This is a genomic window from Streptomyces sp. NPDC032822, assembly GCF_055578825.1.
The window spans coordinates 24,320-50,271 of the sequence record NZ_JBVIOL010000027.1; the positions used below are offsets into that span (position 1 = coordinate 24,320).

22 protein-coding genes and 1 pseudogene are annotated in these 25,952 nt (G+C 69.3%); 9 read left to right on the plus strand and 14 right to left on the minus strand.

What is annotated here, in order from left to right; all coding sequences use genetic code 11:
- Positions 1–65: 65 nt before the first annotated feature.
- The gene (locus ACZ5VD_RS40080; protein ID WP_468685378.1) at positions 66–2,750 is read right to left on the minus strand and encodes a cellulosome protein; all 2,685 of its coding nucleotides are present in this window, start codon (positions 2,748–2,750) and stop codon (positions 66–68) included.
- 324 nt (positions 2,751–3,074) lie between these two features.
- Here ACZ5VD_RS40080 and ACZ5VD_RS40085 point away from each other — a divergent pair, with 324 nt between their 5' ends.
- The 6 genes from ACZ5VD_RS40085 (at position 3,075) to ACZ5VD_RS40110 (ending at position 10,457) form a co-directional block, all read left to right on the plus strand.
- On the plus strand, positions 3,075–4,091 hold the full coding sequence (locus ACZ5VD_RS40085) for a LacI family DNA-binding transcriptional regulator (RefSeq protein WP_468554337.1): 1,017 nt from the start codon (positions 3,075–3,077) through the stop codon (positions 4,089–4,091).
- 85 nt (positions 4,092–4,176) lie between these two features.
- Positions 4,177–5,421, plus strand: a complete 1,245-nt coding sequence (locus tag ACZ5VD_RS40090; RefSeq protein ID WP_468554336.1) for a sugar ABC transporter substrate-binding protein — start codon at positions 4,177–4,179, stop codon at positions 5,419–5,421.
- Positions 5,422–5,441: 20 nt separating this feature from the next.
- Positions 5,442–6,425 (plus strand): carbohydrate ABC transporter permease, encoded by a 984-nt coding sequence (locus tag ACZ5VD_RS40095; protein ID WP_468685380.1) that lies wholly within the window; start codon positions 5,442–5,444, stop codon positions 6,423–6,425.
- Entirely contained in the window at positions 6,422–7,243 is an 822-nt protein-coding gene (locus tag ACZ5VD_RS40100; RefSeq protein ID WP_468554334.1) for a carbohydrate ABC transporter permease, read from the plus strand. The genes ACZ5VD_RS40095 and ACZ5VD_RS40100 overlap by 4 nt, the downstream gene beginning before the upstream one ends.
- Positions 7,244–7,303: 60 nt before the next feature.
- Complete coding sequence (locus ACZ5VD_RS40105) at positions 7,304–9,043, plus strand: amylo-alpha-1,6-glucosidase (protein WP_468685381.1); 1,740 nt, start codon at positions 7,304–7,306, stop codon at positions 9,041–9,043.
- Positions 9,044–9,494: 451 nt separating this feature from the next.
- The gene (locus ACZ5VD_RS40110) at positions 9,495–10,457 is read left to right on the plus strand and encodes a hypothetical protein (RefSeq protein WP_468554332.1); all 963 of its coding nucleotides are present in this window, start codon (positions 9,495–9,497) and stop codon (positions 10,455–10,457) included.
- Positions 10,458–10,868: 411 nt separating this feature from the next.
- On the opposite strand, the gene ACZ5VD_RS40115 is transcribed toward ACZ5VD_RS40110, so the two are convergent.
- From ACZ5VD_RS40115 to ACZ5VD_RS40140, 6 genes are all read right to left on the minus strand, one after another.
- A complete protein-coding gene (locus ACZ5VD_RS40115) occupies positions 10,869–11,300 on the minus strand; it encodes a VOC family protein (protein ID WP_468554331.1) in 432 nt (143 codons plus the stop codon).
- 41 nt (positions 11,301–11,341) lie between these two features.
- Entirely contained in the window at positions 11,342–11,506 is a 165-nt protein-coding gene (locus ACZ5VD_RS40120; protein ID WP_468554330.1) for a hypothetical protein, read from the minus strand.
- 81 nt (positions 11,507–11,587) lie between these two features.
- Positions 11,588–12,697 (minus strand): NADH:flavin oxidoreductase/NADH oxidase, encoded by a 1,110-nt coding sequence (locus tag ACZ5VD_RS40125; RefSeq protein ID WP_468554329.1) that lies wholly within the window; start codon positions 12,695–12,697, stop codon positions 11,588–11,590.
- 63 nt (positions 12,698–12,760) lie between these two features.
- Positions 12,761–12,976, minus strand: coding sequence for an SRPBCC family protein (locus ACZ5VD_RS40130; RefSeq protein ID WP_468554328.1), 216 nt, complete (start codon positions 12,974–12,976; stop codon positions 12,761–12,763).
- Between the two features lie 166 nt (positions 12,977–13,142).
- Positions 13,143–13,544 carry a RidA family protein gene (locus tag ACZ5VD_RS40135; protein ID WP_468554327.1) on the minus strand — a complete coding sequence of 134 codons (402 nt, stop codon included), beginning with the start codon at positions 13,542–13,544 and terminating at the stop codon, positions 13,143–13,145.
- A 51-nt stretch (positions 13,545–13,595) separates the two neighbouring features.
- Positions 13,596–14,252: an NAD(P)H-binding protein gene (locus ACZ5VD_RS40140; protein WP_468554326.1), complete on the minus strand. Its 657-nt coding sequence runs from the start codon at positions 14,250–14,252 to the stop codon at positions 13,596–13,598.
- 84 nt (positions 14,253–14,336) lie between these two features.
- Between ACZ5VD_RS40140 and ACZ5VD_RS40145 the strand changes: the two genes are divergently transcribed.
- The gene (locus ACZ5VD_RS40145; RefSeq protein ID WP_468554325.1) at positions 14,337–15,020 is read left to right on the plus strand and encodes a GntR family transcriptional regulator; all 684 of its coding nucleotides are present in this window, start codon (positions 14,337–14,339) and stop codon (positions 15,018–15,020) included.
- 305 nt (positions 15,021–15,325) lie between these two features.
- On the opposite strand, the gene ACZ5VD_RS40150 is transcribed toward ACZ5VD_RS40145, so the two are convergent.
- The 4 genes from ACZ5VD_RS40150 to ACZ5VD_RS40165 form a co-directional block, all read right to left on the minus strand.
- Positions 15,326–16,036 (minus strand): carbonic anhydrase, encoded by a 711-nt coding sequence (locus ACZ5VD_RS40150; RefSeq protein WP_468554324.1) that lies wholly within the window; start codon positions 16,034–16,036, stop codon positions 15,326–15,328.
- Between the two features lie 649 nt (positions 16,037–16,685).
- Positions 16,686–17,114 (minus strand): NPP1 family protein, encoded by a 429-nt coding sequence (locus ACZ5VD_RS40155; RefSeq protein WP_468554323.1) that lies wholly within the window; start codon positions 17,112–17,114, stop codon positions 16,686–16,688.
- A 237-nt stretch (positions 17,115–17,351) separates the two neighbouring features.
- A complete protein-coding gene (locus tag ACZ5VD_RS40160) occupies positions 17,352–17,951 on the minus strand; it encodes a cysteine hydrolase family protein (protein ID WP_468554322.1) in 600 nt (199 codons plus the stop codon).
- A 106-nt stretch (positions 17,952–18,057) separates the two neighbouring features.
- A complete protein-coding gene (locus ACZ5VD_RS40165) occupies positions 18,058–19,302 on the minus strand; it encodes an MFS transporter (RefSeq protein WP_468685384.1) in 1,245 nt (414 codons plus the stop codon).
- Positions 19,303–19,429: 127 nt separating this feature from the next.
- Between ACZ5VD_RS40165 and ACZ5VD_RS40170 the strand changes: the two genes are divergently transcribed.
- The gene (locus tag ACZ5VD_RS40170; RefSeq protein WP_468685385.1) at positions 19,430–20,368 is read left to right on the plus strand and encodes a LysR family transcriptional regulator; all 939 of its coding nucleotides are present in this window, start codon (positions 19,430–19,432) and stop codon (positions 20,366–20,368) included.
- Positions 20,369–20,613: 245 nt separating this feature from the next.
- Here ACZ5VD_RS40170 and ACZ5VD_RS40175 read toward each other — a convergent pair whose 3' ends face one another.
- The gene (locus ACZ5VD_RS40175; RefSeq protein ID WP_468685387.1) at positions 20,614–22,188 is read right to left on the minus strand and encodes an alpha/beta hydrolase; all 1,575 of its coding nucleotides are present in this window, start codon (positions 22,186–22,188) and stop codon (positions 20,614–20,616) included.
- Positions 22,185–23,408, minus strand: coding sequence for a serine hydrolase domain-containing protein (locus ACZ5VD_RS40180; protein ID WP_468685389.1), 1,224 nt, complete (start codon positions 23,406–23,408; stop codon positions 22,185–22,187). The genes ACZ5VD_RS40175 and ACZ5VD_RS40180 overlap by 4 nt, the downstream gene beginning before the upstream one ends.
- Positions 23,409–23,888: 480 nt before the next feature.
- On the opposite strand from ACZ5VD_RS40180, the gene ACZ5VD_RS40185 reads away from it, so the two are divergent.
- On the plus strand, positions 23,889–24,869 hold the full coding sequence (locus ACZ5VD_RS40185) for a CehA/McbA family metallohydrolase (RefSeq protein ID WP_468685390.1): 981 nt from the start codon (positions 23,889–23,891) through the stop codon (positions 24,867–24,869).
- 9 nt (positions 24,870–24,878) lie between these two features.
- On the opposite strand, the pseudogene ACZ5VD_RS40190 reads toward ACZ5VD_RS40185, so the two are convergent.
- Positions 24,879–25,689 (minus strand): annotated as a pseudogene (locus ACZ5VD_RS40190) (IS5 family transposase).
- Positions 25,690–25,952 lie beyond the last annotated feature (263 nt).

Here is a 25,952-nt window from a genome sequence, read left to right on the forward strand (position 1 = left end):
CGGGGCGATCTCGTCCGTGTCGGAAGGACGGCCCGGGGTGTCTGGGGCCCGGGCCGTCCGTCGGGCTATCGCGCTGCGAGCGGTGTGACGGCGATCCGGTCGATGACCGGTGTGTATGGGGATCGTTGGTCGAACTGGTTGTAGGTGTCGCCGTTGAAGTCGGGCAGCTCCTGGGACGTGAAGGTGAGCCGGTTCTTGCCCTTCTTCAGCGTGACCGGGACGGTCAGCTCCCAGAAGTTGTTGAAGTGGAACGTCGTCGGGAACAGCACCCTGCGCGCCGGCCCGCCGTTGACCGAGAGGTCGGCGTGGCGGGCGATGGGGTCGGGGTTGTAGTGGGTGGCGGGTGCCTGTTCGCCGTTGGAGTAGCGGATGGTCAGTGCGTGCCGGCCGGACCGCCCGGCGACGACGTCGAGGGCGAGTGCGTTGGCCGGGCCGTCGCCGATGTCGGTGACCGACTTTCCGCCGGTGGCGAAGGTGTAGGCGTCGGTCACCTTGGCGGCACCTGTCAGGGTGCCGTCCTCGGCCTGGTAGGTCTTGGTTGTCAGGCTGCCGCTGGAGGGGGCGACTCTCAACCGGTCCAGGACGAGGCCGGGTGAGGCGCCGGTGACGGTGATCTTGTTGATGCCGCCGGAGAGGAAGACACGGACCCGGTCCGTGCCCTTCCTGGCGCCACCGATCCTGGGCACGTCGAGCTGCTCGCCGTTGAGGGACAGGTTCGCCCGGCCGCCGCCGAAGTGGTCGACGGACACGGTCGCCTCACCGTCGGCGGACGCGTGCACCCAGAAGGTGGCGGAGTCCTTCTTACCGAGGGGGACGGTGCCGGGACCGGAGGCACCGGAGCGGGTGTAGCGGGGCTGGGTTCCGGCGAGGGTGGCGTACTCGGCCTCGTAGATCGCGGGCGCGGTCACGTGCTTGTCGCGCAACGACAGGTCGATCTTGTCGATGATGGCGTCGCCCCGGGTGAGACCGAGGTCCGCGTCCTTGGCGGCGAGCGTGATGCGGTGTGTGCCGGCGGTGAGCTTCACCGTGGTGTCGGTGTGGCCCCAGACCACCCATTTGTATCCGAGCGGCAGCCGCAACTCCTGTGGGCGCTTGCCGTCGACGCGCAGGAAGACATTGGTGGGCCCTTGCTCCTTCACCAGGTCATAGAGGTTGTAGGAGTTGGCGAAGACACTCAGGTCGTATGTACCGTCCTGCGGTACGTCCACGTCGAAGGCGAGCACTCCGTCGGAGCCGGTGCGCAGTCCGCCGACGTTGTAGGTGCCCGAGGTCGCGAACTTGCCGACATCGGAGGGCGAGCCCTCAGGGCCGTTCTTGGAGTAACCGCCGCCGGAGTAGGTCGCGTTCTCGGCCTCGTACGTCTGGCGCCAGCCGACCGAGGGCTTGGCCGGTGAGCCGCCGTTGCCGCCGGGGGAGAGGATGACCTGGTAGGCCGACATCTCGTTCATGCCCGTCATCGGCAGGGTGATGGTGCCGTCCGCGCCGACGGCGAGTTCCCGGTCCGCCAGCCGCAGAGGCTGGGCCGAGTCGCCGACCTGTCCGGTCCAGGGGATCTCCTGGACGCTGGCGTGCACGGTCGTGCCGAACAGGTGGCGATCGATGTTCTTGAAGACGACGTCCGCGTCCCCGTTCTTGCCGCCGAACAGTGCTCGGGACTGCTTCTTGCTCTGGTCGAGGGTGGCGACGCCCTGGAGGGTGTACTGCTGGTTGGGGTGCGGAGCGCTCACCTCGACGGTGTGGCCGGACATCTGGCCATAGGCGTTGAACAGCCACCACTGGCCGTTGCCCTTGTTGGCCTCGACCGCAGAGTCGTTGAGGTTGCCGTCGATGTTCCAGTACGCCAGGTCGGCGTCGATCTTGGACTCCTCGATGGCGGAGACCCACTGGACGACCTGACCGGGCACGGAGAGGTGGTAGTTGTGGCCGTACTCGTTGACGTTGATCGGCAGCGGGCTGATGCCGACGTCCTTCTCCATCTGCCGGTACTTGGCCACGTTCGTGCGGACCGCGGCGGGTGAGGACAGTTCGTGCCAGGTCATCACGTCCGGGACGACGTCATTGGCCTTGGCGTACTCCAGGAAGCCCTTGACCTGGTCGTAGAGGACGCTGGTGTTGGGGCCGGCGATACGGGCGTGCGGGTCGAGGCCCTTGATGAGGTGGTAGACCTCTTTCCAGGCCGCGAAGTAGTGCTGCGGATCGTTCAGCCACGAGACCCTGTTGTAGCTCCACTCCCCGGTGCCGAACATGTTCCCTTCGGGCTCGTTGAAGGGCACGTAGACCACGTTGTCCTGGTACGCGTCGTCCATGGTCAGGACCTGCTGGACCTGCTTCTTTATCTTCTTCTCGAAGTCGGCGAGCCGCGCTGGGCCGTCCGCTCCCGGCCACTGGTAGGGGAAGCCGCGGTAGATGTCGGTCATGTAGATGTAGACGTCTTTGCCGCCGGAGTCCACGAACGAGGGCAGGATCTCCAGGGCGTCCGCCCCCGGGTGCTGAGGGCCGTCCTGCGCCTTCGTGGAGACCGTGCGGACGTGCATGCCTTCGAGGATGTTGTGGCTGGGCGCCCCGTCGCCGTACACGCCGTACAGCGAGCCGGAGGCACCGCCGTGGAAGGCACCGGTGTCGGTGGCGAGGTCGATGGTGAGCTGTTCTGGTTCCGCCGCGCGGGCCGTGCCGGCGACGGGCAGGGCGAGCAGGGCAGCGAGCAGGGCCGTCGTGATGGTGCCGGCTGCCGTCCTTCTTCTTCGTCTCACTGGGGTCTCCATGGTGTCCGTGCGGGGTGGCGGAGAGGCAGGGAAATACGTCGAACCGGTTCGATTCGTGCAGGGCTCTGGGTGCCTATGGGCGGTGAAGGGCTCGCGGGGGACGCGTCAGAGTGGCTCGGTGCTCTGTCGAACCGGTTCGGGGAAGCTAGCACCGAGCAAAAGAGGGCGGCAATACCGTGGACCGGTCTTCCGGCTCGGGGGAAAAGTTCGGTTCCAGGCGTTGACACCCGATCGCGAACGCTCCTAACTTCACTTCACGCGAACCGGTTCGACAGCCGGCCCGCCAACGAACCGGTTCGACGAAGGAGCCCCGTGAACATCGGCGAGATCGCACGGCGGGCCGGTGTCTCGCGGAGCACCGTGTCCGTCGCGCTGAGCGGCAAGCGCCCGGTGTCGGACGAGACCCGCCGGAAGATCCAGCAGGTCATCGATGAACTGGGCTACCGGCCCAACGCCAGTGCACGCGCCCTGGCCAACGGCCGGACCAGCACCATCGGCCTGGTCTTCCCGCCCGCCGGCAACCACTACACCGGCATGCAGCTCGACTTCATCGGCAGCGTCACGGAGGCCGCCGCGGCCTACGACTACGACGTCCTGCTCTCACCGAGCGGCGTGGACAGCGACCGTTCCTTCCAGCGACTGCTGGGTGAGCGCCGGGTCGACGGAGCGATCCTCATGGAGATCAGGCTGCAGGACGACCGGGCCGATCACCTTGCCGCACTGGACTTCCCCTCGGTGGCCATCGGCCGCACCGCCCGCCCGGAAGGGACCTGGTGGGTCGGCCTGGACCACACCGCGCTGGCAGCGGCCTGCGTCCACCACCTCGCCGACCTGGGCCACCGCCGGCTGGCCTTCGTCAACCGGCCCGAGCCGCTGATGCGAGCCGGGTACGAATCCGCCCACCGAGGGCTGGACGGATTCACCAAGGCCGCGGCGGAGCGCGGACTCACCGCCAGGACGTACTGCTGCGGCGACGACGCCCCCTCAGGCCAGGCATGTCTTGAGCGGATACTCCACGACGACCCGGGCACCACGGCCCTGGTCACACTGAACGAGGCCGCGCTCGGCGGCCTCTACCGCGGGCTGGCCCAAGCCGGCCGCCATGTGCCGCGCGACTTCTCGGTCACCGGAGTCGTCGCCGGCCGGTGGGCGGAGACAGTCACCCCGCAGCTCACGGCGGCGGACGTACCCGCGGCGGAGATGGGCCGGCTCGCCGTCGACCTGCTCATCGAGCGCCTCGACCACCCCGAGGCCACCCCACGCCATCACCTGCTCGCGCCCCCGATCTCGCTGCGGTCCAGCACCGGACCGGCCGGCCCCCACTCCTAGTCACACCTCTCCCTCTCCACCGGCCCCGCAGGCGGGACCGCCCCTCATACGGCACCCCCTTGCCCGAAAACACAGAGGAACCGCCATGAACAGACCCACCACGCGGCGTCTCACCGCCGCGGCCCTGACCCTCGCCGCCGTCGCCACCGGCACCACCGCATGCTCCTCCGGCTCGGGTGGCACCTCTGCCGAGACGCCGGGCAGCGGTACCTACACCGTCTGGGACCCGTATCCGCAGTTCGCCAAAGGGTCGGCCTGGGCGAAGCTGCTGGACGGGTGCGGCAGCAAGGCGGGTGTGAAGGTCAAGCGGACGGCCTTCGACACCAGCGACCTGACGAACAAGACACTGCTCGCGGCGCAGCAGGACAACTCGCCGGACGTGCTGATCGTCGACAACCCCGTCGTCTCCACCCTGGCCGAGGCGGGCGTCCTCACCACCACCGACGACAACAAACTGGACACCTCCAAGGTGGACCCCAACCTCCTCGCGGCCGGCCAGTCGGACGGAAAGACGTACGGCACACCGATCGGCGCCAACACCCTCGCCCTCTACTACAACAAGGCGGTGCTGAAGGAAGCCGGGGTGGACATCGCCTCCGTCAAGGACTGGCCGACGCTGACGGCAGCGCTGGACAAGACGACGAAGGCCGGCAAGAAGGGCATCACGTTCTCGGCGATCGGCACCGAGGAGGGCAGCTTCCAGTTCCTGCCCTGGTTCTGGGGCTCGGAAGCGAAACTGACCGCGCTCGACTCCTCGCAGGCTGTTGCGGCGCTGTCGCTGTGGAAGGGCTGGCTGGACAAGGGCTACGCCCCCAACTCGGTCATCAACAACACCCAGACCACCAGCTGGCAGGAGTTCGCGAGCGGTGACTACGCCTTCGCCGAGAACGGCACCTGGCAACTGGCCAACGCGCAGAAGGCCGGCTTCGACTACGGAGTCCTGCCCATCCCGGCCTCCGCAGGGGACACGGCGTCGGCGCCGACCGGCGGAGAGTTCGTCACCGTCCCCGTCCAGGGCGACACCGGCCGCTACACCACCTCCCAGAAACTGATCTCCTGCCTGACCAGCGGAAGAAACCTCCTCGCCACCGACACGACGCTCTCCTATGTCGCCCCCACGGGCGAGATCCAGGACGAACAGGTCGCGGCCAACGCCGAGTTGACGCCCTGGGTCCAGGCAGTCAAGGCGGCCAAGGGGCGGACCAGTGACGACCTGGGCACCAAGTACCCGAAGATCTCCGAGCAGTTGTGGAAAGCGGTCCAGTCCGCGCTGAGCGGGGCCCAGTCACCGAAGGACGCGCTCACGGCCGCCCAGTCTGCCGTCAAGTAGCCGGCACGGAAGGCCCGTTGATGAACCGCACCACACACGTGCCCGACCGGCCGCCGGCGCGCGAAGGGAAGGAGGCGGCCTCCACCGCCCCGGCCCCGGACCGCGCCGCGGCACGGCACCACCCCGCCTCACCGCAGTGGGCCGCCTGGGCCTTCCTCACCCCGGTCACCCTCTACCTCGCCCTGTTCTACGCCTATCCGCTCTACCGCAACCTCGATCTGAGCCTGCGCAACTACACCGTCCGCTCCTTCGTCCAGGGCGACGCCCCCTTCACCGGACTCGCCAACTACCGCACCGTCTTCGACGATCCGACCTTCGCACCCGCGCTCCTGCACACCGCGGTGTTCACCGCCGTCTGCCTGGCCTTCCAGTACGCCATCGGACTGGCCCTCGCGGTCTTCTTCAACCAGCACTTCCGGCTCTCCGCCACCTTGCGGGCCCTGTTCCTCATACCGTGGCTGCTGCCGCTCATCGTGTCGGCCTCCACCTGGTCGTGGATGCTCAACAGCGACTCCGGCATCGTGAACACCGCCCTGCGCATCGTCGGCATCGGCCCGGTCAACTGGCTGACCTCACCGGACTGGTCACTGCCGTCCGTGATCATCGCGAACATCTGGATCGGCGTCCCCTTCAACCTGGTCGTGCTCTACAGCGGCCTCCAGTCCATCCCCACCAGCCTCCACGAGGCCGCCGCCCTCGACGGGGCGAACGCCTGGCAGCGCTTTTGGCGGATCACCTTCCCGCTGCTGCGCCCGGTGTCCGCGATCACCCTTCTCCTCGGGCTCGTCTACACGCTCAAGGTGTTCGACATCATCTGGATCATGACCAAGGGCGGTCCGGCGGACTCCTCCACCACCTTCGCCACCTGGTCCTACCAACTCGGCTTCGGCAACCTGCTGCCCGCCTTCGGCCCCGGAGCGGCCGTCGGCAACCTGCTCGTCATCGCGGCCCTGGTCTTCGGCCTGGTCTACCTGCGGGTCGAGCGAAAGCAGAGGACGTCATGAACCGCCTCACGCGTACGGGGTGGAGGACCGGCCTGGGCCTCCTGCTGACCGCGGTCATGCTCTTCCCGGTCTACTGGATGCTCAACGTCTCCTTCACCCGCGACCAGGACATGCGCAAGTCACCCCCCGACCTGTTCCCGGTACACGGCACCCTGGACGGCTACCGCGCCGTGTTCGACCAGCAACTGCCCTACCTCACCACCAGCCTCGTCATCGGCCTGGGCACGGTCGCGCTGACCGTGGCACTGGCCGCGCCCGCCGGCTACGCGCTGGCCAAACTGCGCCCACGCGGCGGCGGCGTGTTCGGGTTCGTGCTGCTGGTCGCCCAGATGATCCCCGGCATCATCATGGCGATGGGCTTCTACGCCATCTACCTCAGCCTCGGCCTGCTCCAGTCCGTCCCCGGTCTGATCGTCGCCGACTCGACACTGGCCGTGCCCTTCGCCGTACTGATCTTCACCGCCTTCATGTCCGGAATCCCCGGCGAACTGCTCCAGGCCGCGAAGACCGACGGCGCCGGGACCCTGCGGACCTTCTGGTCGATCGTGCTGCCGATGAGCCGCAACGCGATCGTCACGGTGTCACTGTTCGCGTTCCTGTGGTCCTGGTCCGACTTCGTCTTCGCCAGCACCCTCGCCGCCGGCGGCACGCACCAGCCGATCACCCTCGGCATCTACCAGTACATCGGCAACAACAACCAGGAGTGGAACGCCATCATGGCCACCGCCGTCGTGGCCTCGCTGCCCGCCGCGGTCATCCTGGTCCTGGCCCAGAGGTACGTCGCCGCCGGTGTGACGGCCGGCGCCGTCAAGGACTGATCCGCCGCCGCCTCCTGACGGACCGTGGACGACCCCCGCTGAAGAAACGAGTAACGCCGCATGACCGCCCCCCGACCCGGCCCCACCTTCTCCCTCCACGACATTCCGTTCAGCACCCGCGGATCCTGGTTCGGAATCTCCCCGGTGCTGGCGGAGAAGACGTACTCCGATGACCTCCACCTGGTCTCGCACCAGAACGGCATGCACGCCACCCTGCGCCTGGTACCCCTCGATCCCGCAACGGGGGAGCGCGCGGCGACCCGGTTCACGGCGACACCGAGCCTCCTCAGCTGGACCCATGAAGGCGGTCGGATCGACCTGGCCTACGAGTCACCGCACACCGTACGCATCCACGGCCAAGGATCAGGCGGCCTGCGCATCCTGGCCGCGGCGCGGACTCTGACGCCGTTCACGGGCACGTACTTCTTTCGCGACCCGGTCGATGGGTCACACGTGTTCACCTCGTACGAGACCGGACGCCGCTACCGGATCACCGTGCTGTCGGGCACCGCGGGTGAGAGCTCCGGCAGCCAGACACTGGGCCGTGCCGACCGCGGTCTCACGATCAGCGCCGGGCCCGGCGGGATCTGGGAGGCCGCCGTCGAGGAACTCGACAGCGCACGCCGCCCCTACACCACCCAGGCGACGTTCGAGGACGTCGTGACCGCCGCGGAGCGTGACTTCGCCGACTTCGTCGATGCGGTGGCCCCTTGGCGCTCCTCCCGCACCCCGGCCGCCGAACTCGCCGCATACGTCCTGTGGTCGGCCACCGTCGCCCCGGCGGGACTGGTCGCCCGGCCCGCGGTGCTGATGTCCAAGCACTGGATGGACAAGGTGTGGAGCTGGGACCACTGCTTCAACGCCCTCGCGCTGGCCCCCGGAGCGCCCGCCCTGGCATGGGACCAGTTCTCGCTGCCGTTCGACCACCAGGACGAGAGCGGTGCACTGCCCGACTCGGTCACCCATTCCGAGGTGCTCTACAACTTCGTCAAGCCCCCCATCCACGGCTGGGCACTCGGCCACCTGCGCAGACGGCTGTCCGAACCCCTCGACCACAACCAACTCACCGAGATCTACCAGAGATTGGAGCGCTGGACGGTCTTCTGGCTCACCGCCCGCCGCGCGTCGGGCACGGTACTGCCCCACTACCAGCACGGCAACGACAGCGGCTGGGACAACGCCACCACCTTCGACCCCGAGCGGGTGGTCGTCACCGCCGACCTGGCCGCGTTCCTCGTCCTGCAACTGCGCGAACTCGCCGCCCTGGCCGAGGAACTCGGACGCACCCAGGACGCCCACGACTGGACGCGCACCGCCAAGGCGATCCAGACGGCGACGCTCGACGACCTGTGGACGGGGGAGCGGTTCGTGGCCCGCGGAGTCGACAGCGGCGACACCTGGAGCAGTTCCAGCCTGCTCGACCTGATGCCGATCGCCCTGGGCGAGCACCTGCCCGAGAGCGTCAGCAAGGTGCTCGCCGAGCGGATCGAGACCCACCTGACCCCCTACGGACTGGCCACCGAGCTTCCCACCTCACCGCACTACCTCGCCGACGGCTACTGGCGCGGCCCGATCTGGGCGCCCGCCACCGTACTGATCGAGGACGGCCTGCGCCGCGCCGGCCACCAGCGCCTGGCGGACGAGATCAGCGCCCGCTTCCGCACCCTGTGTGAGACGCACGGCTTCGCGGAGAACTTCGACGCCCTGACCGGCAGCGGCCTGCGCGACCGCGCCTACACCTGGACCGCCGGCAGCTACCTTCTGCTCGCCGAGGCCCACGCACTGCGGCGCGACGAGTGAAGACCTCCCCCCGGCCCTGGGTACTCCTTGCGCACCGGGGCATTGAGCCGGCCCGGCGGCCGGAGGCGAAGGCCATAGTGAGGACCACCACCAGCGGGACGACCACCGTGATGTCTCCACACACGGTTGGGGGGGGGGCCGCCATGCTCTTACGCCTGGCGTCATCGTTGCACCGACCGGAAGCCGGCACGCAACTGCGGCGCGACCGCGGCATTGTCGTGCCCCGGGGCGAACAACCCGGAGGGCCACCGGTGAGAGCAGGAGCGCCGTCGTGTGCCTGCTCGTTCCGCTCGTGCCCGTCGAGAGTGGACAGAAGCCGGACAGCGCCGGGCCTTTGAGCTGTCCGGTGAGCCATCCGTGTGGTCCCGGCCGGTGTCCCGTAGATTCCCGGCGAGGGGTCTGTCCAGGGTTCTCGAAATGGGGGGCACCAATGACCGTGGAGTCGATACCGGTGAAGACAGCGCCGAACGCGCTGGTATGGCAGGGCGACGAACTGGTCTCCGGATGCGGTCGGCGCTGGGGCCGCGACGGGGTGGAGCGGAAAAGGGACCTCGCGTGGAGCTTTCCCTTCGACGCCGGGATCACCTCGGCCTCAGGGCCGTACTCCGCGGTGTACCAGGAGCGCGGCACCGAGGGGGTGTTGCTCGAACGGGAACGGATCGTGCGAGAGCTGATCCGCAGCGACTACCAGGCGGAGAACTACGACTACCCGCTCGTGCTCGGCGCGTTGAGCGACGGGCGCGAGGTCGTCGTGCACTGCCCCGACGAGTACAACATGCTTGAGATCGAGGACGCGGCGAGCGGCGAGCGGCTGACCGCCGGCGGGCGTGAGCCGCGGGACGTCTTCCACTCCAGGCTCAGCTTGAGCCCAGGCGGCCGGTACCTGCTCTCGGTCGGATGGTTCTGGCATCCCGCCGGGACCGCCATGGTCTACGACACGGCACTCGCCCTGACAGACCCCGGCACCTTGGACGGCGAGGGTCTGCTGCCGGCAGAGGCGGTCATGAACGGCGAGGTGACGGCGGGCTGCTGGCTGGACGGCGATCGGCTGGTGCTGGCGACGGGGGACGAAGGGGGGAGTGGCGGAGCGGAGTTCCCGCTTCCGTCTCGCCACCTCGGTGTGTGGTCGGTGTCCCAGGCACGGTGGCTCCACCGCAGCCCGATCGCCGATGCCGAGCCGGGTGTCCTCCTGCTGCCCCGTGGCGAGCACGTGATCTCTCTGCTGGGCCACCCGCGCCTGCTCGACACGGCTACCGGGCGCCTCGTCGCGGAATGGCCCGAGGTCGGCGTATCGGTCAAGTCCACATGCTTCGGCGTCACCCACGTGCCCTCTCCCGTGGCCGCCCTCCACCCCGACGGCACCCGGCTGGCCCTCGCGCAGGCGGAAAGCATCGCCCTCATCACGCTGCCGTGATCCAGCTCGCCGCACGAAGCGTGATCGTGCGCACCGAATCCCGGAGGCGCCCATTCGCTGCGCGATCTCGACGGAGCCTGCTGTCGCGGCCGACTCCGAGTGAGCTTCTTGGCGCATTGGTAGACGAGGCGGAAGCGGGCGGTGCGGTACTGGATGGCTGCCTTGCCCGTGCGGGTCCGCCACGGGGAGCCCGCGGGGCGGCGCAGATGGACATCGTCATGCGTGCGATTCCGCACGCGTGAAGTCGTCTGTCGCGCCCCGTGGGGCGGGCACGCCACCCCATCAGCGGTCGGGCCTCCCGGCCGACCAGCAGGGGCACGGTCTGACATCAGAAGTCAGTGCTTCCGGCGGCGATAGGGCTCGCCTGCTGGCGGCTACGGAACCGAGCATTCCCCGACTCCGCAGGTCCCATCAGGTGGCGAACACTTGGGAGTCGTCGGCGAACGCCTTGAACTCCAGGGCGTTGCCGGCCGGGTCGAGGAGGAACATCGTCCACTGCTCGCCGGGTTCGCCAGCGAAGCGCACGTAGGGCTCGATGACGAAGGCGGTGTCCGCGGCGCGCAGCCGGTCGGCAAGCCGGTGGAAGGCGTCGATGTTCAGGATCAGCCCGAAGTGCGGTACGGGCACGTCGTGGCCGTCGACCGGGTTGTGTATCTGGTCGGTGCGGGCCGGGGCGAGGTGGGTGACGAACTGGTGGCCGTGCAGATTCCAGTCCACCCAGGTGTCGGCGCTACGGCCCTGCTCCAGGCCGAGCGTCTCGCCGTAGAAGCGTCGGGCGGCGGCCAGGTCGTCGACCGGGACGGCGAGGTGGAAGCGAGGGATGAGGGAGACGGGACCGGTCATGGGACGGGGGTTCCTTCCGTGCGGCGTGGAGTGCCTGGCGCTTACCAGTTCGGGCGGGTGGGGGAAATGACCAGGTCGTTGACGGTGACGTCGGCCGACTGGTCGAGGGCTTCCTGGCCGCGGGCGGCGAGGGCCCTGGCACTGACCGCGCCGATACCGGAGGAGGCGCCGGTGATGACGACGACCTTGTCCTGAAGGTGGTTCATGGGGGCCTCCCGATGAGATGGCTCGGCAGTTGAGGCCCTTGTAGGGGCAGCACGGACGGTAGTGATGAGGCTGCGGGGGTGTCAGCGCTTGCGACGCTTGACGGCGTAGGCGTACTGGTCCGGCCAGGTCGGCTCGGCGCCGAGCGCGAGCGCGGCATGCTGAGGCCAGTAGGGGGTGCGCAGGAGTTCACGGCCGAGGAAGACGGCGTCGGCCTGCCCGCTGGTGAGGATGTCCTCGGCTTGCCGCGGCTCGGTGATGATGCCGACGGCAGCGGTGGGGATGCCGGCCTGGTTGCGGGCCTGGTCCGCGAAGGGCACTTGGTAGTCCGGTCCGGCGACGATCTTCGCGTCGTGGACCATGCCGCCGGTGGACACGTCCAGCAGGTCGACGCCGTGGGCCTGCAACTCCTTGGCGAGGCGGACGGTGTCCTCCCCGGTCCAGCCCTCACGCTCGTCTTCCGCGTTCTCGGTCAGCCAGTCGGTGGCCGAGGTGCGGAAGAACACCGGCAGGTCCTCGGGCCACACCGCGCGGACGGCGTCGACGACCTCCAGGGCGAAGCGGAGGCGGTTCTCGAAGCTGCCGCCGTAGGCGTCGGTGCGGTGGTTGGACGCAGGGGAGAGGAAGGAGTTGATCAGGTAGCCATGGGCGCCGTGTACCTCGACGACCTGGAACCCGGCGGCCAGCGCGCGCCGCGCGGAGTCCGCGAAGTCGCCTACGAGCTGCTGGATCTCCTCCACGGTCAGCTCGTGCGGAACTGCCAGTCCGTCGTACGGGATTGCGCTGGGAGCGACGGGCTGCCAGCCGCCCTCGGTCTCGGGAAGGTACCGGTCGGACAGCCAGGGCTTGTCCACCGACGCCTTGCGACCCGCGTGCGCGAGCTGGATGGCCGGGATGGCGCCGTGCCCCTTGATGGCTGCGGTGATGCGGGTGAACGCCTCCTGCTGGCGGTCGTTCCACAGGCCCAGGTCCCAGGGGCTGATGCGCCCGTCGGGCCGGACGCCGGTGGCCTCGGCCATGACCAGACGGGCGCCGCCGGCGGCGCGGGAGGCCAGGTGGGTGAGGTGGAAGTCGGTCGGTGCACCGATGTCCGGGCCCTCGGGAGCGGCGGAGTACATGCACATCGGGGACATCCACACCCGGTTGGGTATCTCAAGGGAACGCAGGGTGAGGGGGGTGAAAAGGGAAGTCATGCGGAGGGTGCCTCTTTTGTGGTCGGTGATCGATGACACCGGACGGGGCGGCTGCCTCCGGTATCAGGCGACGATGCTGTGGAGGCCTGCGAGGGCGGGGGCGTAGGCCGCTTCGAGGAGCGTGGTGGCGTCCTGGGCGGCGGTGCCCTCGACGGGCTGGACGTGCAGCGTCGAGCGGTAGCCGCGGACCGGCAGCGGTGCCTCGACGATCTCGTAGCTCAGTTTCCGGTCGGCGTCGTCCAGCGCCACGAGCCGTTCCCTGTAGATGCTGCCGTCCACCCCGGTGAGGAGGCGGACCGCACCGGGGTGAGCCCGCCCCCGCCCTTGACGATCTCGCTCGCCCGGATGGCCGGGTGCCAGTCGGGCAGGCCGTTGAATCGCCGGACGGCTGCCCATGTCTCGTCCGCGGAGCTGGTGAAGACCGAACTCCAGTACGCCTGTGCCATCAGGCGGGCAGCCGGGTGTCGATGACGAAGTTGGTCTCGATGAGCTGACCGGGGAAGAACAGCGACGCGACGCCGATGGTGCTGCTGGTGGGGCGGTGGTCGCCGAAGTAGGCCAGATTGGCGGCCGCCATCGCGTTGTTGTACTTCGGCAGGTCGACGATGTACTGGGTCTCGGAGACGACCTGGTTGCGGGTGGCGCCGAAGTGGGCGAGGACCTTCTCGAAGTTGGCGAAGACCTGCTCGCTCTGGGCGCCGAAGTCACCCGGGTACAGGAAGTTGCCCTCGTCGTCGTGGGAGAGCTGGCCCGAGACGTAGATCGTGTGGTCGACCTTGATGGCCTGGGCGAAGCCGAACTCGCGCTCGCCCGAGACGCCGTGACTGTAGGAATCGATCGCAGTCAAGGTGGTGATCCTTCTCTGGTGGGGATGCGGGGGCGGGCAGGAGCTCCGGGCTCAGGTGGTGAGGCGGGCGACCGCGTCTGCGACGGGGGTGTCGCCGGAGGTCAGCTCGACGATGACGCGGCTCAGACGCGGCTCGTGCAGGGCGGCGTCGATGAACGCGGCGACATCGTCGCGGTGTACGTCGCCGTACTCGACGGCGGGCCCGGCGGTGACCTGCCCGGTACCCGGTCCGTCCAGCAGCGTGCCGGGGCGGACGATCAGCCAGTTCAGGCCGGTGCGGGTGAGATGGACGTCGGCACTCTTCTTGACCTTGACGTAGTGCTCAAAGCCCTCACTGTGCTCGCCGCCGCGCAGGGCGTCGGGGAACACGGAGACGAGGACGAAGCGCGCGACTCCGGCGGCCTCGGCCGCAGCGGCTGCCTTCTCCAGGCCTTTGCCGTCGATGAGTGTGGTCTTGTCCATGCCGGTTCCGTGGGCGCCGGCCGAGAACACCACTGCGTCGTGCCCGGCGAGCTTGCCCGCGAGCTCGTCGACAGAGTCGGTGATCAGGTCGCCGGTCACCGGAGTCGCACCGATCGCGCGGATCGTGTCGGCCTGGGCCGGGCTGCGGTGCATGCCGCTCACCTCGTCACCGCGCTCGGACAGCAGGCCGGCGAGCCTCCTGCCGACACCTCCGGCGGCACCGATCTGGAACACCTTCATGGACATCGCCTCTCTCCTGGCCGGACGACCGACCACTCCACTTGTCTCAATGTTGACATTACGACAACGATGGAATGTTAACATCGAGACATGGAGACGAGTCAACCCGCAGGAGACCGCACGGTGGCCCCCGCCCGCCGCCGCGGACTGGCCGACGAGGTCGCCGACCGGATCCGGGAGGCGATCTTCAGCGGTGCATACGCCCCCGGGGCACCCCTGCGAGAGGTCGAACTCTCCGGCGCACTGCAGGTCAGCAGAGGGCCGGTGCGGGAGGCTCTGCGGGTACTGGAGCGCGAGGGGCTCGTGCACTGCGCCTGGCACCGCGGCACCGTGGTCACCACGCTGTCCGCCGAGGATGTCGCCGAGCTCGACAGCCTGCGCGGCGCGCTGGAAGACCTGGCCGTCCAGCAGGTCATCGCGCACGCCTCCGAGGAGGACCTCGCCGCCATCGAGAAGGCGGCCGGCCTGATGGACCGCACGACAGACCCGCACGCCATGGTCCGCCTGGACATCGCCTTCCACGACGCCGTGTTCGCCGCCACCGGCCACCAGCGCCTCGCCGCGGCCTGGGAGACCATCCGCTGCCAGGTCCACCTGTTCCTGCTGACCCGCATCGGCCTCAGCACCCAGGGCTACCTCGGCTGCATCCCCCAGGAACACCACGCACTGGCCGCCGCCCTGCGCGCCCGCGACCCCCAGGCCGCACTCCCCCTCTTCGCCGCCCACCGCCGCCACGCGGTGGACGTCCTCACCAACACGTCCAACCCCGCCTGACGACCGGCCCGCCACCATCCGGTACACCGGCCCGACATGGGTGAAGCCTGCTCTTCATCGCCCTTGGCCGGCGGTCATGGGCAGGGTGGAGTCGGGCATCGGAACTCTCGGAACGGGTGGGCTACCCGTCGAGGAATCGGTGGCGGTCGGCCGGCGAGGTGAAGAGCTGGCCATCACGGACCTGGCGCCATTCGCCCGCTCCATCGACTTCGTGGCCGACGAGGAACAGACCTTGGACGCGGTATCCGTCGTCGGAAGTCGGAATTCGCGCGATCTCCTTGATCCGATCGTTGAACTGCCCCTGTTCAGGCGGAGGGAGCGCCGGTGAGGACCTCGACCTGGCCGGTGTCGAGCGAGTAGTAGGCGCTGACCACGGCCAGGTCGCCCTTCTTCACCATCGGCGCGAGGTCCCTGTTGGACCTCAGGTCGGCAGCGGTCTGCTTGACGTGGACGCGGATCATCGTGTCGACCGGGTCGGCCGCCTTCGCCTTGACGGTCGCTTCGTACGCCGGCTTCAGTGCGTCGGAGATCGCCTGCAGGTTGCCGGGCAGCTTCTTGCCGTCGCGCATGGCTTCGTACGCCGCCTTGATGGCGCCGCAGCGCTGATGTCCCAGGACGACGATCAGCGGGGTCCCCGAGGTCATGGGCCCGTACTCGACGGAGCCGATGACCACCGGTCCGACCACTTGGCCCCCGGTGCGCAGGACGAACAGGTCGCCGAGCCCGGTGTCGAAGAGGAGCTCCGGCGGGACCCGGGAGTCGATGCAGGACAGGATGACCCCGTAAGGATCCTGCTCCTCGGCGACGAACTCGCGGCGCGCGGGGTCCCGGTCGGGGTGCTGCAAGGTGCCCTTAACCCAGCGCTTGTTGCCGTCCAGCAGTCGCGCGAAGGCCGAGTGAGGCGAGTCGGGCCGGGCGGTCGCGGTGGGCGAGGCGCTCCCAGCCGCCGCCGCGGCTGCGGTCGTCTGCTTGCCCGGACTCTCCGACTTCGACGAACAACCGGCGATCAGTGCCACCGTTGCCGCCGCCCCTCCGGTGAGTATGGCTCGGCGATGCTGTTGCCCAGTGCTGCTCAAAGTCATTGCTCTTCCTGTCAGGTGCGGATCTCGGCCCGGCATTTCCTGGGGTGGTGAAACGCGCTCGCCCAGTGGCCGTGGCCTGGCTTGTTCCACCAGGTGAAGCGGGTGATCCCACTGTGGGTGATGGCCGTCAAGCACACGTACAACGCTGATCAAGCGGAGATGAAGTAACAGTGCAAGAACGCGCGGTGGCCTCATGTGGCGCTGAGTCACCGCGTGGTCTCGCGATGCACGAGCCCGCTCCGCGGCCTGCCCTGATCGCGTGGCCACGCGCGCCGGCCGTGTCGGAATGCGGCAGTCGGCAGCGCGCGCCGGCTGGAAGACGCTGCGCGACCGAGGAGACGAGCCGGTGGTTCTTCGTCAGCCGTCCAGCGAACCGCCCGGCTGCGCGGTGCCCCTGTCTCAGCAGTTCGGGACAGTGCTGCACGCCGAGGTGGGCCCTTCGGTCCGGGACCGGGAGGCCGGCGGTGAGGCTCCACCCCGGTGCGGGTGCGGGTGCGGGCCGTGGGCGAGAGCGCGGCGGGTGCGGGACTGCCGTCAACACCTGGGATGGGTGCGTCGGCGGTCGCTGTTCACGGGGGCGGGGTCAGATGCCGGTGTTCGGCTTGAAGGAGGGGATGGGGTTTCCGAGGCTGGAGTTCGCGTTCTTCCACGTCCGGTCCGGGGAGGTCTGGAAGTGTGTGTCCTTGTCCTGGAGGGGGAGGTTGGCGCCGTCCATCAGGCCCGCGGGGATCCAGTTGCTGTCCCACAGCGCGCCGTAGTCCGTGCGGTTGCTCGACTTGAGCTTCTCCGGACCGACGAGGGCAGGCTGGTTCCAGACGCCCTTGACGGCCTCCGCCTGTTCGCCGGTCCTGGCGAAGCGGAAGGCGTGCGTCGCCTGAGCGTCCAGGTGATAGACGATCTTGGCGCGGTTGCCCGAGCGCTCGATCTGGTTGAACGCCTTGCTGCTGTATCCGCGGTGTGCGGAGGCGGATACGTACGGCGGCGCTTCCTGTCCGCGTTTCTGCCAGACCACGACGTTCTCCCAAGGAAGGGCTGGTGGCCGGGGGCAATCGCGTGGCCCGAGTGTTCGGCAGCCGTCCGCAGGCACATGGCCTCGCCCAGGGCGACAAGATCAGCACACTTGCGTTCGGTCCCGACGGCAACGGCCTGGCGGCAGGTGACCAGACGGGCCGGGTGGCCCTGTGGGACGGCGACGTACGCCACCGGGCGAGTGCGACGGCCGTGGGCGGGCATCGGCCTGCGGTGGGAGTCAGCCGGCCTGGAGCAGGGCGTGCAGTTCGGCGGTGTCGATGATGTGGGCCCGTGCGGGGAAGACCTTGTGGAGCAGAACGTCGTGGACTTCGGTGTCCGGGTCGGCGACGCCGTCGGACAGGACGTAGAGCTGGTAGTCGCGGTCGGCCGCGTCGATGACGGTGGACAGGACGACGCCGCTGGTACTGATGCCGCAGACGACCACCGTGGTGATGCCGCGCTGACGCAGCTGCCGGTCGAGGTCGGTGGTGGACATGCCTCCGTAGCGGACCTTGCGCACGGTGATGTCGCCGTCCCGGGGAGCCAGACGCTCGTGGAGGGCGGTGCCAGGGTCCTCGTGGTGCAGGACGCGGTGTCGGGCCAGCGGGGCGAAGGACTTGTTGACGGACGGGATCGCGTCCCAGTCGGCCTCGGTGAAGCCGACGCGTACGTAGGCGATGGTGCCGCCGTGGGCGCGAACGTCGGCGATGGCTCCTTCCACGCGGCTGAGCAGAGCGTCGCGGTCCCCGCCTTCGGGCAGCGAGGCCAGGATCGCGGGCTGGTAGTCCATGACGAGAAGTGCGGTGTGCGTGGGGTCGAGTGCGGGGGCAGTGCTCACAGGAGTGTTCTCCTTGCTGGTGGTATGGGCCTGGCCGACGCGGACACGCACCGCCAGACCGGCTGGAGCGCGCGGCGTGCGGGCTTCGGTGGCGAGGTGCGGTGTCTCATGAGCGGGTGCGGGACAGGTCCGGCTCGTGCTGCGACGTCTGGTCGTGTCGGGGGAGCAGGAGCGGGGTGGTCAGGATGAGCAGTCCCGCGACCGTGAGTGCGGTGCGTGGGCTGGTGACGTCGGCCAGCAGCCCGGCGAGCGCGGTGAGGAGGGCGATGGCCGCCTGCTGGCCGATGGACCAGGCCGACAGGGTTCGGGTGACGAGATGCATGGGGGTGTGTTCGAGCCGGTAGGTGGCGAGCACCGGGGTGTACAGGCTCATGTTGACAATGATCGCCAGCTCGATGGCGATCACGGTGACGAGGCCGACGATGCCGGGACGCACGAAGGCCAGGCCGATCAGCCAGATCGCGCGCAGGGTGCCGACGGTCCGGAAGACCCATTGCCGGCCGTAGCGGGCCACGACGCGGCCGGCCAGCCGGGAGCCGATGAGTCCGCCGAGGCAGGGGGCGGCGAAGGCGAGGCCGTACTGCCAGGGTGGGAAACCGAGTTGGCGAAGGAGGAGCACGGCCAGCAGTGGCTCGGTGGCCATGACCAGACCGGCGACAAGCAGCTGGTTGAGGTAGAGCGCGCGCAAGCCGGGATGGCCCATGATGTGGCGCCAGCCGTCCAGCAGCGCGCCCGCCCGGGCCGGGCTTTTGCCTTCTGTGCGCGGTGCTTCTTCTCGGCCGCGGATGGCGGTGATGCACAGCGCGGAGAGGAGGTAGCTGAGGGCATCGGCCACCACGGTGATGACCGGCCCGAACAGACCGATCGCGGCCCCGCCAAGCGGTGGTCCGACCGCGATGGAGCTCCAGTTCGTTGACTCGAATCGCGCGTTGGCCACGAGCAGGTCCTCCGACCGGACCAGGGCCTTGAGGTAGGCGCCGCTGGCCGCGTTGAACGCGATCTTCGCGGCGGCGACCACGGCCGAGCTCACGAGCAGCTGGACGAAACTGAGCCGCCCGAGGGCGTAGGCGAGTGGGATCGTCGCGATGACCGCGAAGCGGGTCAGGTCCATCGCGATCATGACCGGGCGCTTGCGCCTAAACTCCAGCCAGGGGGCGAGTGGCAGGGCGATCAGCGCACCGACCGCGGGCCCCACCGCGGACAGCGCGGACACCTGGGCGGGACTGGCGTGCAACGCCAGCACGGCGATCAGCGGCAAGGCACCGAACCCCAGCCCGGACCCATAGGCACTCACCGCATAGGCCGTCCACAGCCAGCCGAACCCACGGCCCAACGGTCTCCTGCCCACCATGCGCAGCGCTCCCACCCGAACAAACCGACGTTGACCTGTGAGAGCTAAGCGAGCAGCACAACGGCAGGTCAAACAACCGCCCTCCCCGTTGCCCACAACCATCTGTTGTTCACTAAGGTGGATCGGCGTGGATCTCGAAGCAGTACGTACGTTCGTCGCCGTGGCGGAAGCGGGCCAGTTCCAGAAAGCCGCCGCCGACCTGTCGATCACCCAGCAGGCTGTCTCCAAGCGCATCGCCGCGCTGGAGCGCAGCCTCGGCGTGCGCCTGTTCACTCGCGCCCCCCGCGGTGCGGAACTCACCATCGACGGACAGGCGTTCCTGCTCCACGCGCGTGAACTGCTGCGCGTCGCCGAGCGCGCGGTCGCGTCCGTCCGCCCCGGCCGCCGTCCGCTGCGCGTCGACGTGATCGCTTCACGCGGCGCACAGGCGGGCCTGATGCGCGGCTTCCACCGCGCCTACCCAGAGATCGACCTCGACGTCGTGATGCTCTTCGAGATCGAGACGGCCCTCGCCGCCATCCGCTCCGGCGCGATCGATGCCTCCTTCCGCGCCGTCGCCGCACCCGGCCGGCCCCTTCCCGAGGACATCATGTCCGTCCGGGTGCTCGACGAGCCGCTCCAACTCCTCACCGGCCCCGCCCACGCGCTGGCCGGCGCCCGGTCGGTGACCGTCGCCCAACTCGCCGGACACCGGATCTGGATGCCCGGCATCGTCCCCGGTACCGAGTGGGCCGCCTACTACGACGACCTCGTCGCCGAGTTCGGCCTCACCATCGAGGCGACCGGCCCCAACTTCGGCTCCGACGCACTCCTGGACACCATCGCCGACACCCCGGCCCTGGCCACTTTCATGGGCGGGCAGACACGTCTGATCTGGCCCGCCGGCCACGGCCTGCGCCGCATCCCGGTGACCGATCCGACACCCGTCTACCCGCACTCGCTCCTGTGGCACCGCGACAACCCCCACCCAGCGCTGGCCACCCTCCGCGCCCACCTCGCCGCCACAACGGCCGGCCACGACGCGACCGGAACCTGGTCACCGGGCTGGGTGATTCCACCCCGATGACCGAGCCGGCGTGAGGCCGTCGGGGCCGGCACACGAGGTGTGCCCTTGCAGGCCGGGCGTCTGAGGTAGCGGCAGGGACCCGGGGCCGTGTGCTCAGCCCCGGGTCCCACCCGACCGACCCGCCGTCTCCGCCGGAGAGCGTCAACCGCTGTGGGCGTACGGACTCCTCTCCCCGCCCGCGCACAGGCGGACGTCCCCGGCCGTGAGGTCACATCATCGGTCAGCGCGCACCTGTAGACAGGTGCTCACCGGGTGCTCGCCGGTCGCGCGTCGCAGGTGACGTCCGTGGCCGGCAGACGGCCGGTGGCGAGGTAGGAGTTGACCGTGGCGTCCACGCACGAGGAGCCGTAGACGCCGTACACCGCGTGCTGGTCGGCGCCGCGCAGCGTGACCAGGCGGGAGGAGGGCCACATCCGGCGCACCGCTGTGGCGCCGTCGTAGGTGGTGCGCGGGTCACCTGTGGCGTTGACGAGCAGCGCAGGGAGGTTGTCCCTGATGGTGGTCGGGCGTTCGCGAGGCGCGTCCCAGAAAGCGCACGGGTTGAGGTTGTACGTGACGGGGCCGAACAACCCGTCGCGCACACGTGCCCGCTGGACATCGCGCCAGTAGACCTCCACATCTCCCGGGGCGGCGACGTCGCCGCACAGGATCGCGCTCTGCACGCTGCCGTAGTGGGAGTCGGTGCCGGTCAGCTCGAAGTCAAGGACCTCGGCGAGCCAGGGGGAGGGGGTGACGTGCTGCCCCTGCGCCGCGCGCAGCAGGTCCTGGACCCCCTGCGCGAAGTCCCCGTAGGCGGTGTCGTTGTCCTGTGAGAGGCCGTTGAACACGATGAGGGGAACGATGTGCTCGTCCACCCGGTGCTCTCCCAGCCGCAGGGGTGTACGGGCGGCGTCCTGGACGCGGTCCACGGTCGCCAGCACCGCCCCGCGGGTGCGGCCCAGGCCGTAGGCCGCGTCACGGGCGGCGGCCCACGAGGCCCAGTCCTTCAGCGCGTGACGGTTGGCCTTCTCGCTGCCCCGCAGCAGCCGGGGACCGTACCGGTCCGGGTCGATGACACCGTCCAGGACGACCCGGTCGGTGCGGCCGGGGAACATCGTGGTGTAGACCTCGCCCAGGTAACTGCCGTACGAGTACCCCAGGTAGGAGATCCGCCGCTCACCGAGCGCGGCGCGGATGACGTCCAGGTCGCGCGCGGTGTTCCGGGTGGTGACGTACGGCAGCACGTCACCGGCGTGCTGACGGCAGCGCTGGGCGAGATCCTGGGAGAAGGCAGCCATGCGGTCGAACCCGGCTCGGTCGACGCCCGCGCTCCGAAACGCGGAGCCGGTCGGCCAGTGGCAGTCCAGCGGGGTGCTCCGGCCGACGAAGCGGGGATCCACCCCCACCACGTCGTAGCGTGCGGCGACGTCCTTCATCGACTCACGGACCCACGGCGGGTCACCGAGTGTCTGCCCGCCGGGGCCGCCGCCGTTGAGCAGCAGCGGGCCGACGCGGTGGGCGGTGTCGGTGGCGCGGACCCGGGAGATCGCGACGGTGATCGTACGGCCGTCGGGGTCGCTGTAGTCCAACGGCACGCTCACGTCGGCGCATTGGGCACCCGCCTGCTCAAGCTCCTTGCCGGTCGCGTCGTTCGGGCCGAGCACGCAGCTCTTCCAGTCGAGGCGCTGGTGGTGGTAGGAAGTAAGGGGGTCGGAGGCCGCCTGGGCCGGGAGGGCCGTGGCGGGCAGCGCGGTGAGAGCGAGAGCGGCGGCGGCCAGGCCCAGCACGGCCTTTCTCGCCGTCCTCGAAGCGTCCCGCGGCGAGTGGACGGTGCGGATCACTGATGGTTCCCTTCTGTCGTTTTCATCGCTTTTGAAGGCCGGTCTTCGCAGAAGGCGGTCTGGACGACGTCGAGGAAGTCCTCTTCGGCCTCCAGCGTGGCCGGAACCTCGTTGAGCGCTACGGCGACGCTCCGCCCGCCGGGGCCCACAGCACTCAGCGCCCGATGGCCGCCCGGCACGGTCCCCGCATGACCCCACCACAGGCCGCCGCAGCGCAGCGGGGACGAAATCAGGCCGAGCCCGTAGCGGGCACCGGGCCAGAGCCGGTCGGGGTCGGCGGCCACCGTCCGCCGCATCTCGGCGAGTTGGCCTGAAGGCAGCAGACGGCCGCCGAGCAGCGCGGTGATGAACCGCGTCAGGTCGGCGGGTGTGGAGACCAGCGCGCCGCCGACCCCGCCGAAGGTCGTGTTCCAGGCCGTGCCGTCGGTGAGACGGCCGTCCTCGGCGGTGAAGTAACTGCGCGAGTGCGGTCCGCGGATGCGGATCTCATCCCCGGGCCAGTACGTGTCGCGCAGCCCGAGGGGCCGGATCACACGGCGGGTGATCTCCTCCTCCGGGGAGTGGCCGGTGACCTTGTGGATGAACAGGCCCGCGAGGAGGTAGTTGGTGGTGGCGTAGTGCCAGGAACCACTCGGGCGCGGCAGATCCAGGGCGCGGGCGACGAGCTCGCGCGGCTCGAAGTGGCGGTACCGGACGCGATCGGGGTTCTCCCACTCGGGGGCGTCGAGGTAGTCGGGCAACCCGCTGGTGTGCCGCAGCAGCTGCCCTACGGTGATCCGGCGGCCGTCGTAGCCGTTGTGCCGGATCAGACCGGGAAGGTAGCGGTCGACGGGAGCATCGAGCGCGATCCGGTGCTCGGCGACGAGTTGGAGCACCACGGTCGCGGTGAACGTCTTCGTGATGCTGCCCGCACGCAAGCGGTCGCTCGCGTTCATGGGACGGCCCGTGCTCCGGTCGGCCGTTCCGGCCGCCTCGGCCCAACTCCCGCAGTGCGCGCCTGCGGTGGCGTCGGTGATCAGGACCGCGGCACCGGTGATCCGGTCGCGATCGGTGAGCGTACGCAGTGCCTGACGCAGGTCGCCGTGCGGTCCGCAGCCGGCGTGCTGCCGGGCAGCGGACGGCTGTGCGGCAGCCGGAGCGACGGGCACGAGGAGGGCCGCCAACAGGGCCGCCACGCCAGTGCGTCTGCCCACCGTCGAGGTGATGAAGGAGGGTGACATGGGCCACGACTCTAGGCAGACGCCACCACGAGGTCACTCGGGCTGGCCACCTCTTCGCAGGTGGGGGCAGCCACAGTGCGGAACATGCGGCATCCCCCCGTGGCGATGCCGGTGAGTTCCGAGACCCGGGATCACTCACGCGACCACGGAGTGGGGAACTGCTAGAAACTCGTTGGCGAACAGGCCGGTCAAGCGGGCGGATCGACCATGGAGCAGACATCGCCGGCCTCGTCGACGAACGGGTCGCAGTCGGGTCCGGTCCTGTCCTCTCCTGTCCTCTCCTGTCTTCGTAGTACTCCAGCCGTAGAGCGTGATTTTGCCGTGGGGTCGGCCGACGGAGCCTCGGCATCCTTACTGATCGTTTCAGAATGGGATCTTGGTCTGACGTCTCGACTGAGATGCTGCTCAGCGGGCGATGGAACGGGTTGCCCTGCCCGCGCGTTGGCTCGACAGGACTTTGAGGGGAGAACCTTGTCGAGTTTGAGCTTCCCGTCGGCGCGGGCGGTTGGACGCGGGGCGGCCTGGTACCGCGGGGACTGCCATGTCCACTCCGTCCACTCGGACGGGGAACTCACCCCCGAGGAGTTGGCCGTTCGGGCGCGCACCGCCAGGCTCGACTTCATCGCGACGACGGAGCACAACTCAGCCGCGGCCCCTGGTGCATGGGGACATCTGGCAGCCGATGACTTCTTGATCCTTCTCGGTGAAGAAGTGACCACGAAGACCGGGCACTGGCTCGCGCTGGGCATCAATCCCGGCGAGGTCGTCGACTGGAACTACCAGGCCAGGGACGGACTGGTTGACAAGTTCCTGGACCAGGTCCACCGAGCAGGGGGCCTGTGCGTTGCCGCGCACCCGCATGCGCCCTACCCGTCGGGCGACTTCATGTTCCCCTTCCGGGGCTTCGACGTGGTGGAGGTGTGGAACGGACTGTGGACTTCGGACCGGCCCTGGAACGCTGACAACGAGGCGGCCCTGGCCGAGTGGGGGCGGAGCCTCGCGGCGGACATCCACACGGGCTCGTGGCGGCCGGCGATGGGCAACAGCGACACCCACCTGGAAGGGCAGATCGGCATCCCGCACACCGTGGTCTTCGCCGAGGAACTGGGCACAGAAGCAGTCCTGGCCGGGATCCGTGCCGGCCGCAGCTGGATCGCCGAGTCGGCGGATGTGGATGTGTCGTTCACCGCCAATGCCGGTGGTCGCGTTGCCGGGGTGGGGGAGCGGCTCGCGACTCGTGGTGGGCAGGTGGAAGTACACGTGGCAGTACGCGGCGTGCCGGTGGGGGCCGTCAGCTTTCACACCGATCGCGGGAAGGTTCATCGAGCATCTCTCCCCGGTGGCGGGGCGGGAGTGGTGCAGTGGGACACGACGGCGGGGCAGTCGGCGTTCGTCCGCATCGAGGTCCGTCATCCCAACGGGCACGTCGCCGCACTCACCAATCCGATCATCCTCGACTGACCGCTCGTTTCATCGTGAGGTGCGCAGGCGGCGGAGGCAGATGAGGCTGCAGGCCAGTTCGAGCAGGCCCTGATGGAGGTCGTCGCGTCGTTCGTAGCGGATCCGGAGCCGTTTGAACTGGTGCAGCCAGGCGAAGGCCCGTTCCACCATCCAACGGACCTTGCCGAGCCCTGAGCCGTGGGCCACGCCGCGTCGGGCGATCATCGGCTTGATGCCGCGCTTCCACAGCAGGCGGCGGTACTTGTCGAAGTCGTAGCCCCGGTCGGCATCCAGGTGCCGCGGCTTGCGGAGAGGCCGTCCTCGCAGCCCCCGGATCGGCGGGACCGCGTCGAGCAGCGGCAGCAGCTGCGTGACGTCGTGGCGGTTGCCGCCGGTGAGCGTGACGGCGAGCGGGGTTCCCTGCCGGTCGACTATCAGGTGGTGCTTGGAGCCGGGTCGGGGGCGGTCAACTGGCGATGGGCCGACGTGATCCCCCCCTTTGAGGGCGCGGACATGCGAGCCGTCAACAGCACAGTGTTCAAGATCCAGCAGGTCGGCGCGGCGCAGCTCGGTCAGCAGGGCTGCGTGCAGGCGCGGTCAGATGCCAGCCTCGGTCCAGTCCCGCAGGCGGCGCCAGGCCGTCACCCCGGAGCAGCCGATCGTTTCGGCCGGGACGTCGCGCCAGGCGACGCCGGTCCGCAGCACGAACATGACACCGGCGAGTGCCGCCCGGTCGGGAACGTGCAGTCGTCCGGGGTGGCGACGGCGACGCTCAGGAGCGGGGTGGCAGGAGCGCAGCCACGCGCTCCCACAGGTCGTCCGGAACAAGATCAGCACGCACTCGAACACCTTGCCGACCAAGATCGCTAGGCGCAAGACCCGCGGTTCAACTCATTCTGAAACGATCAGTTAAAGGGGGGTAGCCCCCGGCACCGCCCTGAGGACAGCGCATCGCTACGCCAGGGGGAAAGCCGGATGGGGCGATCCCCCCTGTGCTGGTGGGATGGTTGCCGACCGTCGGCTCCGGGGGCGACACCGTCGCCGGCCACAGCCTGAGCGGTCCGTGAAGACGTGTCACCGGAACAGAGAAGAGGTCGTCATGCA

What these genes read in the sequence shown, in the direction of transcription:
- ACZ5VD_RS40090 (WP_468554336.1), top strand. Translation starts at nt 4,177, where the DNA reads ATGAACAGACCCACCACGCGGCGTCTCACCGCCGCGGCCCTGACCCTC.
- ACZ5VD_RS40095 (WP_468685380.1), top strand. Translation starts at nt 5,442, where the DNA reads ATGAACCGCACCACACACGTGCCCGACCGGCCGCCGGCGCGCGAAGGG.
- ACZ5VD_RS40100 (WP_468554334.1), top strand. Translation starts at nt 6,422, where the DNA reads ATGAACCGCCTCACGCGTACGGGGTGGAGGACCGGCCTGGGCCTCCTG.
- ACZ5VD_RS40105 (WP_468685381.1), top strand. Translation starts at nt 7,304, where the DNA reads ATGACCGCCCCCCGACCCGGCCCCACCTTCTCCCTCCACGACATTCCG.
- ACZ5VD_RS40115 (WP_468554331.1), bottom strand. Translation starts at nt 11,300, where the DNA reads ATGACCGGTCCCGTCTCCCTCATCCCTCGCTTCCACCTCGCCGTCCCG.
- ACZ5VD_RS40120 (WP_468554330.1), bottom strand. Translation starts at nt 11,506, where the DNA reads ATGAACCACCTTCAGGACAAGGTCGTCGTCATCACCGGCGCCTCCTCC.
- ACZ5VD_RS40125 (WP_468554329.1), bottom strand. Translation starts at nt 12,697, where the DNA reads ATGACTTCCCTTTTCACCCCCCTCACCCTGCGTTCCCTTGAGATACCC.
- ACZ5VD_RS40140 (WP_468554326.1), bottom strand. Translation starts at nt 14,252, where the DNA reads ATGTCCATGAAGGTGTTCCAGATCGGTGCCGCCGGAGGTGTCGGCAGG.
- ACZ5VD_RS40145 (WP_468554325.1), top strand. Translation starts at nt 14,337, where the DNA reads ATGGAGACGAGTCAACCCGCAGGAGACCGCACGGTGGCCCCCGCCCGC.
- ACZ5VD_RS40165 (WP_468685384.1), bottom strand. Translation starts at nt 19,302, where the DNA reads ATGGTGGGCAGGAGACCGTTGGGCCGTGGGTTCGGCTGGCTGTGGACG.
- ACZ5VD_RS40180 (WP_468685389.1), bottom strand. Translation starts at nt 23,408, where the DNA reads ATGTCACCCTCCTTCATCACCTCGACGGTGGGCAGACGCACTGGCGTG.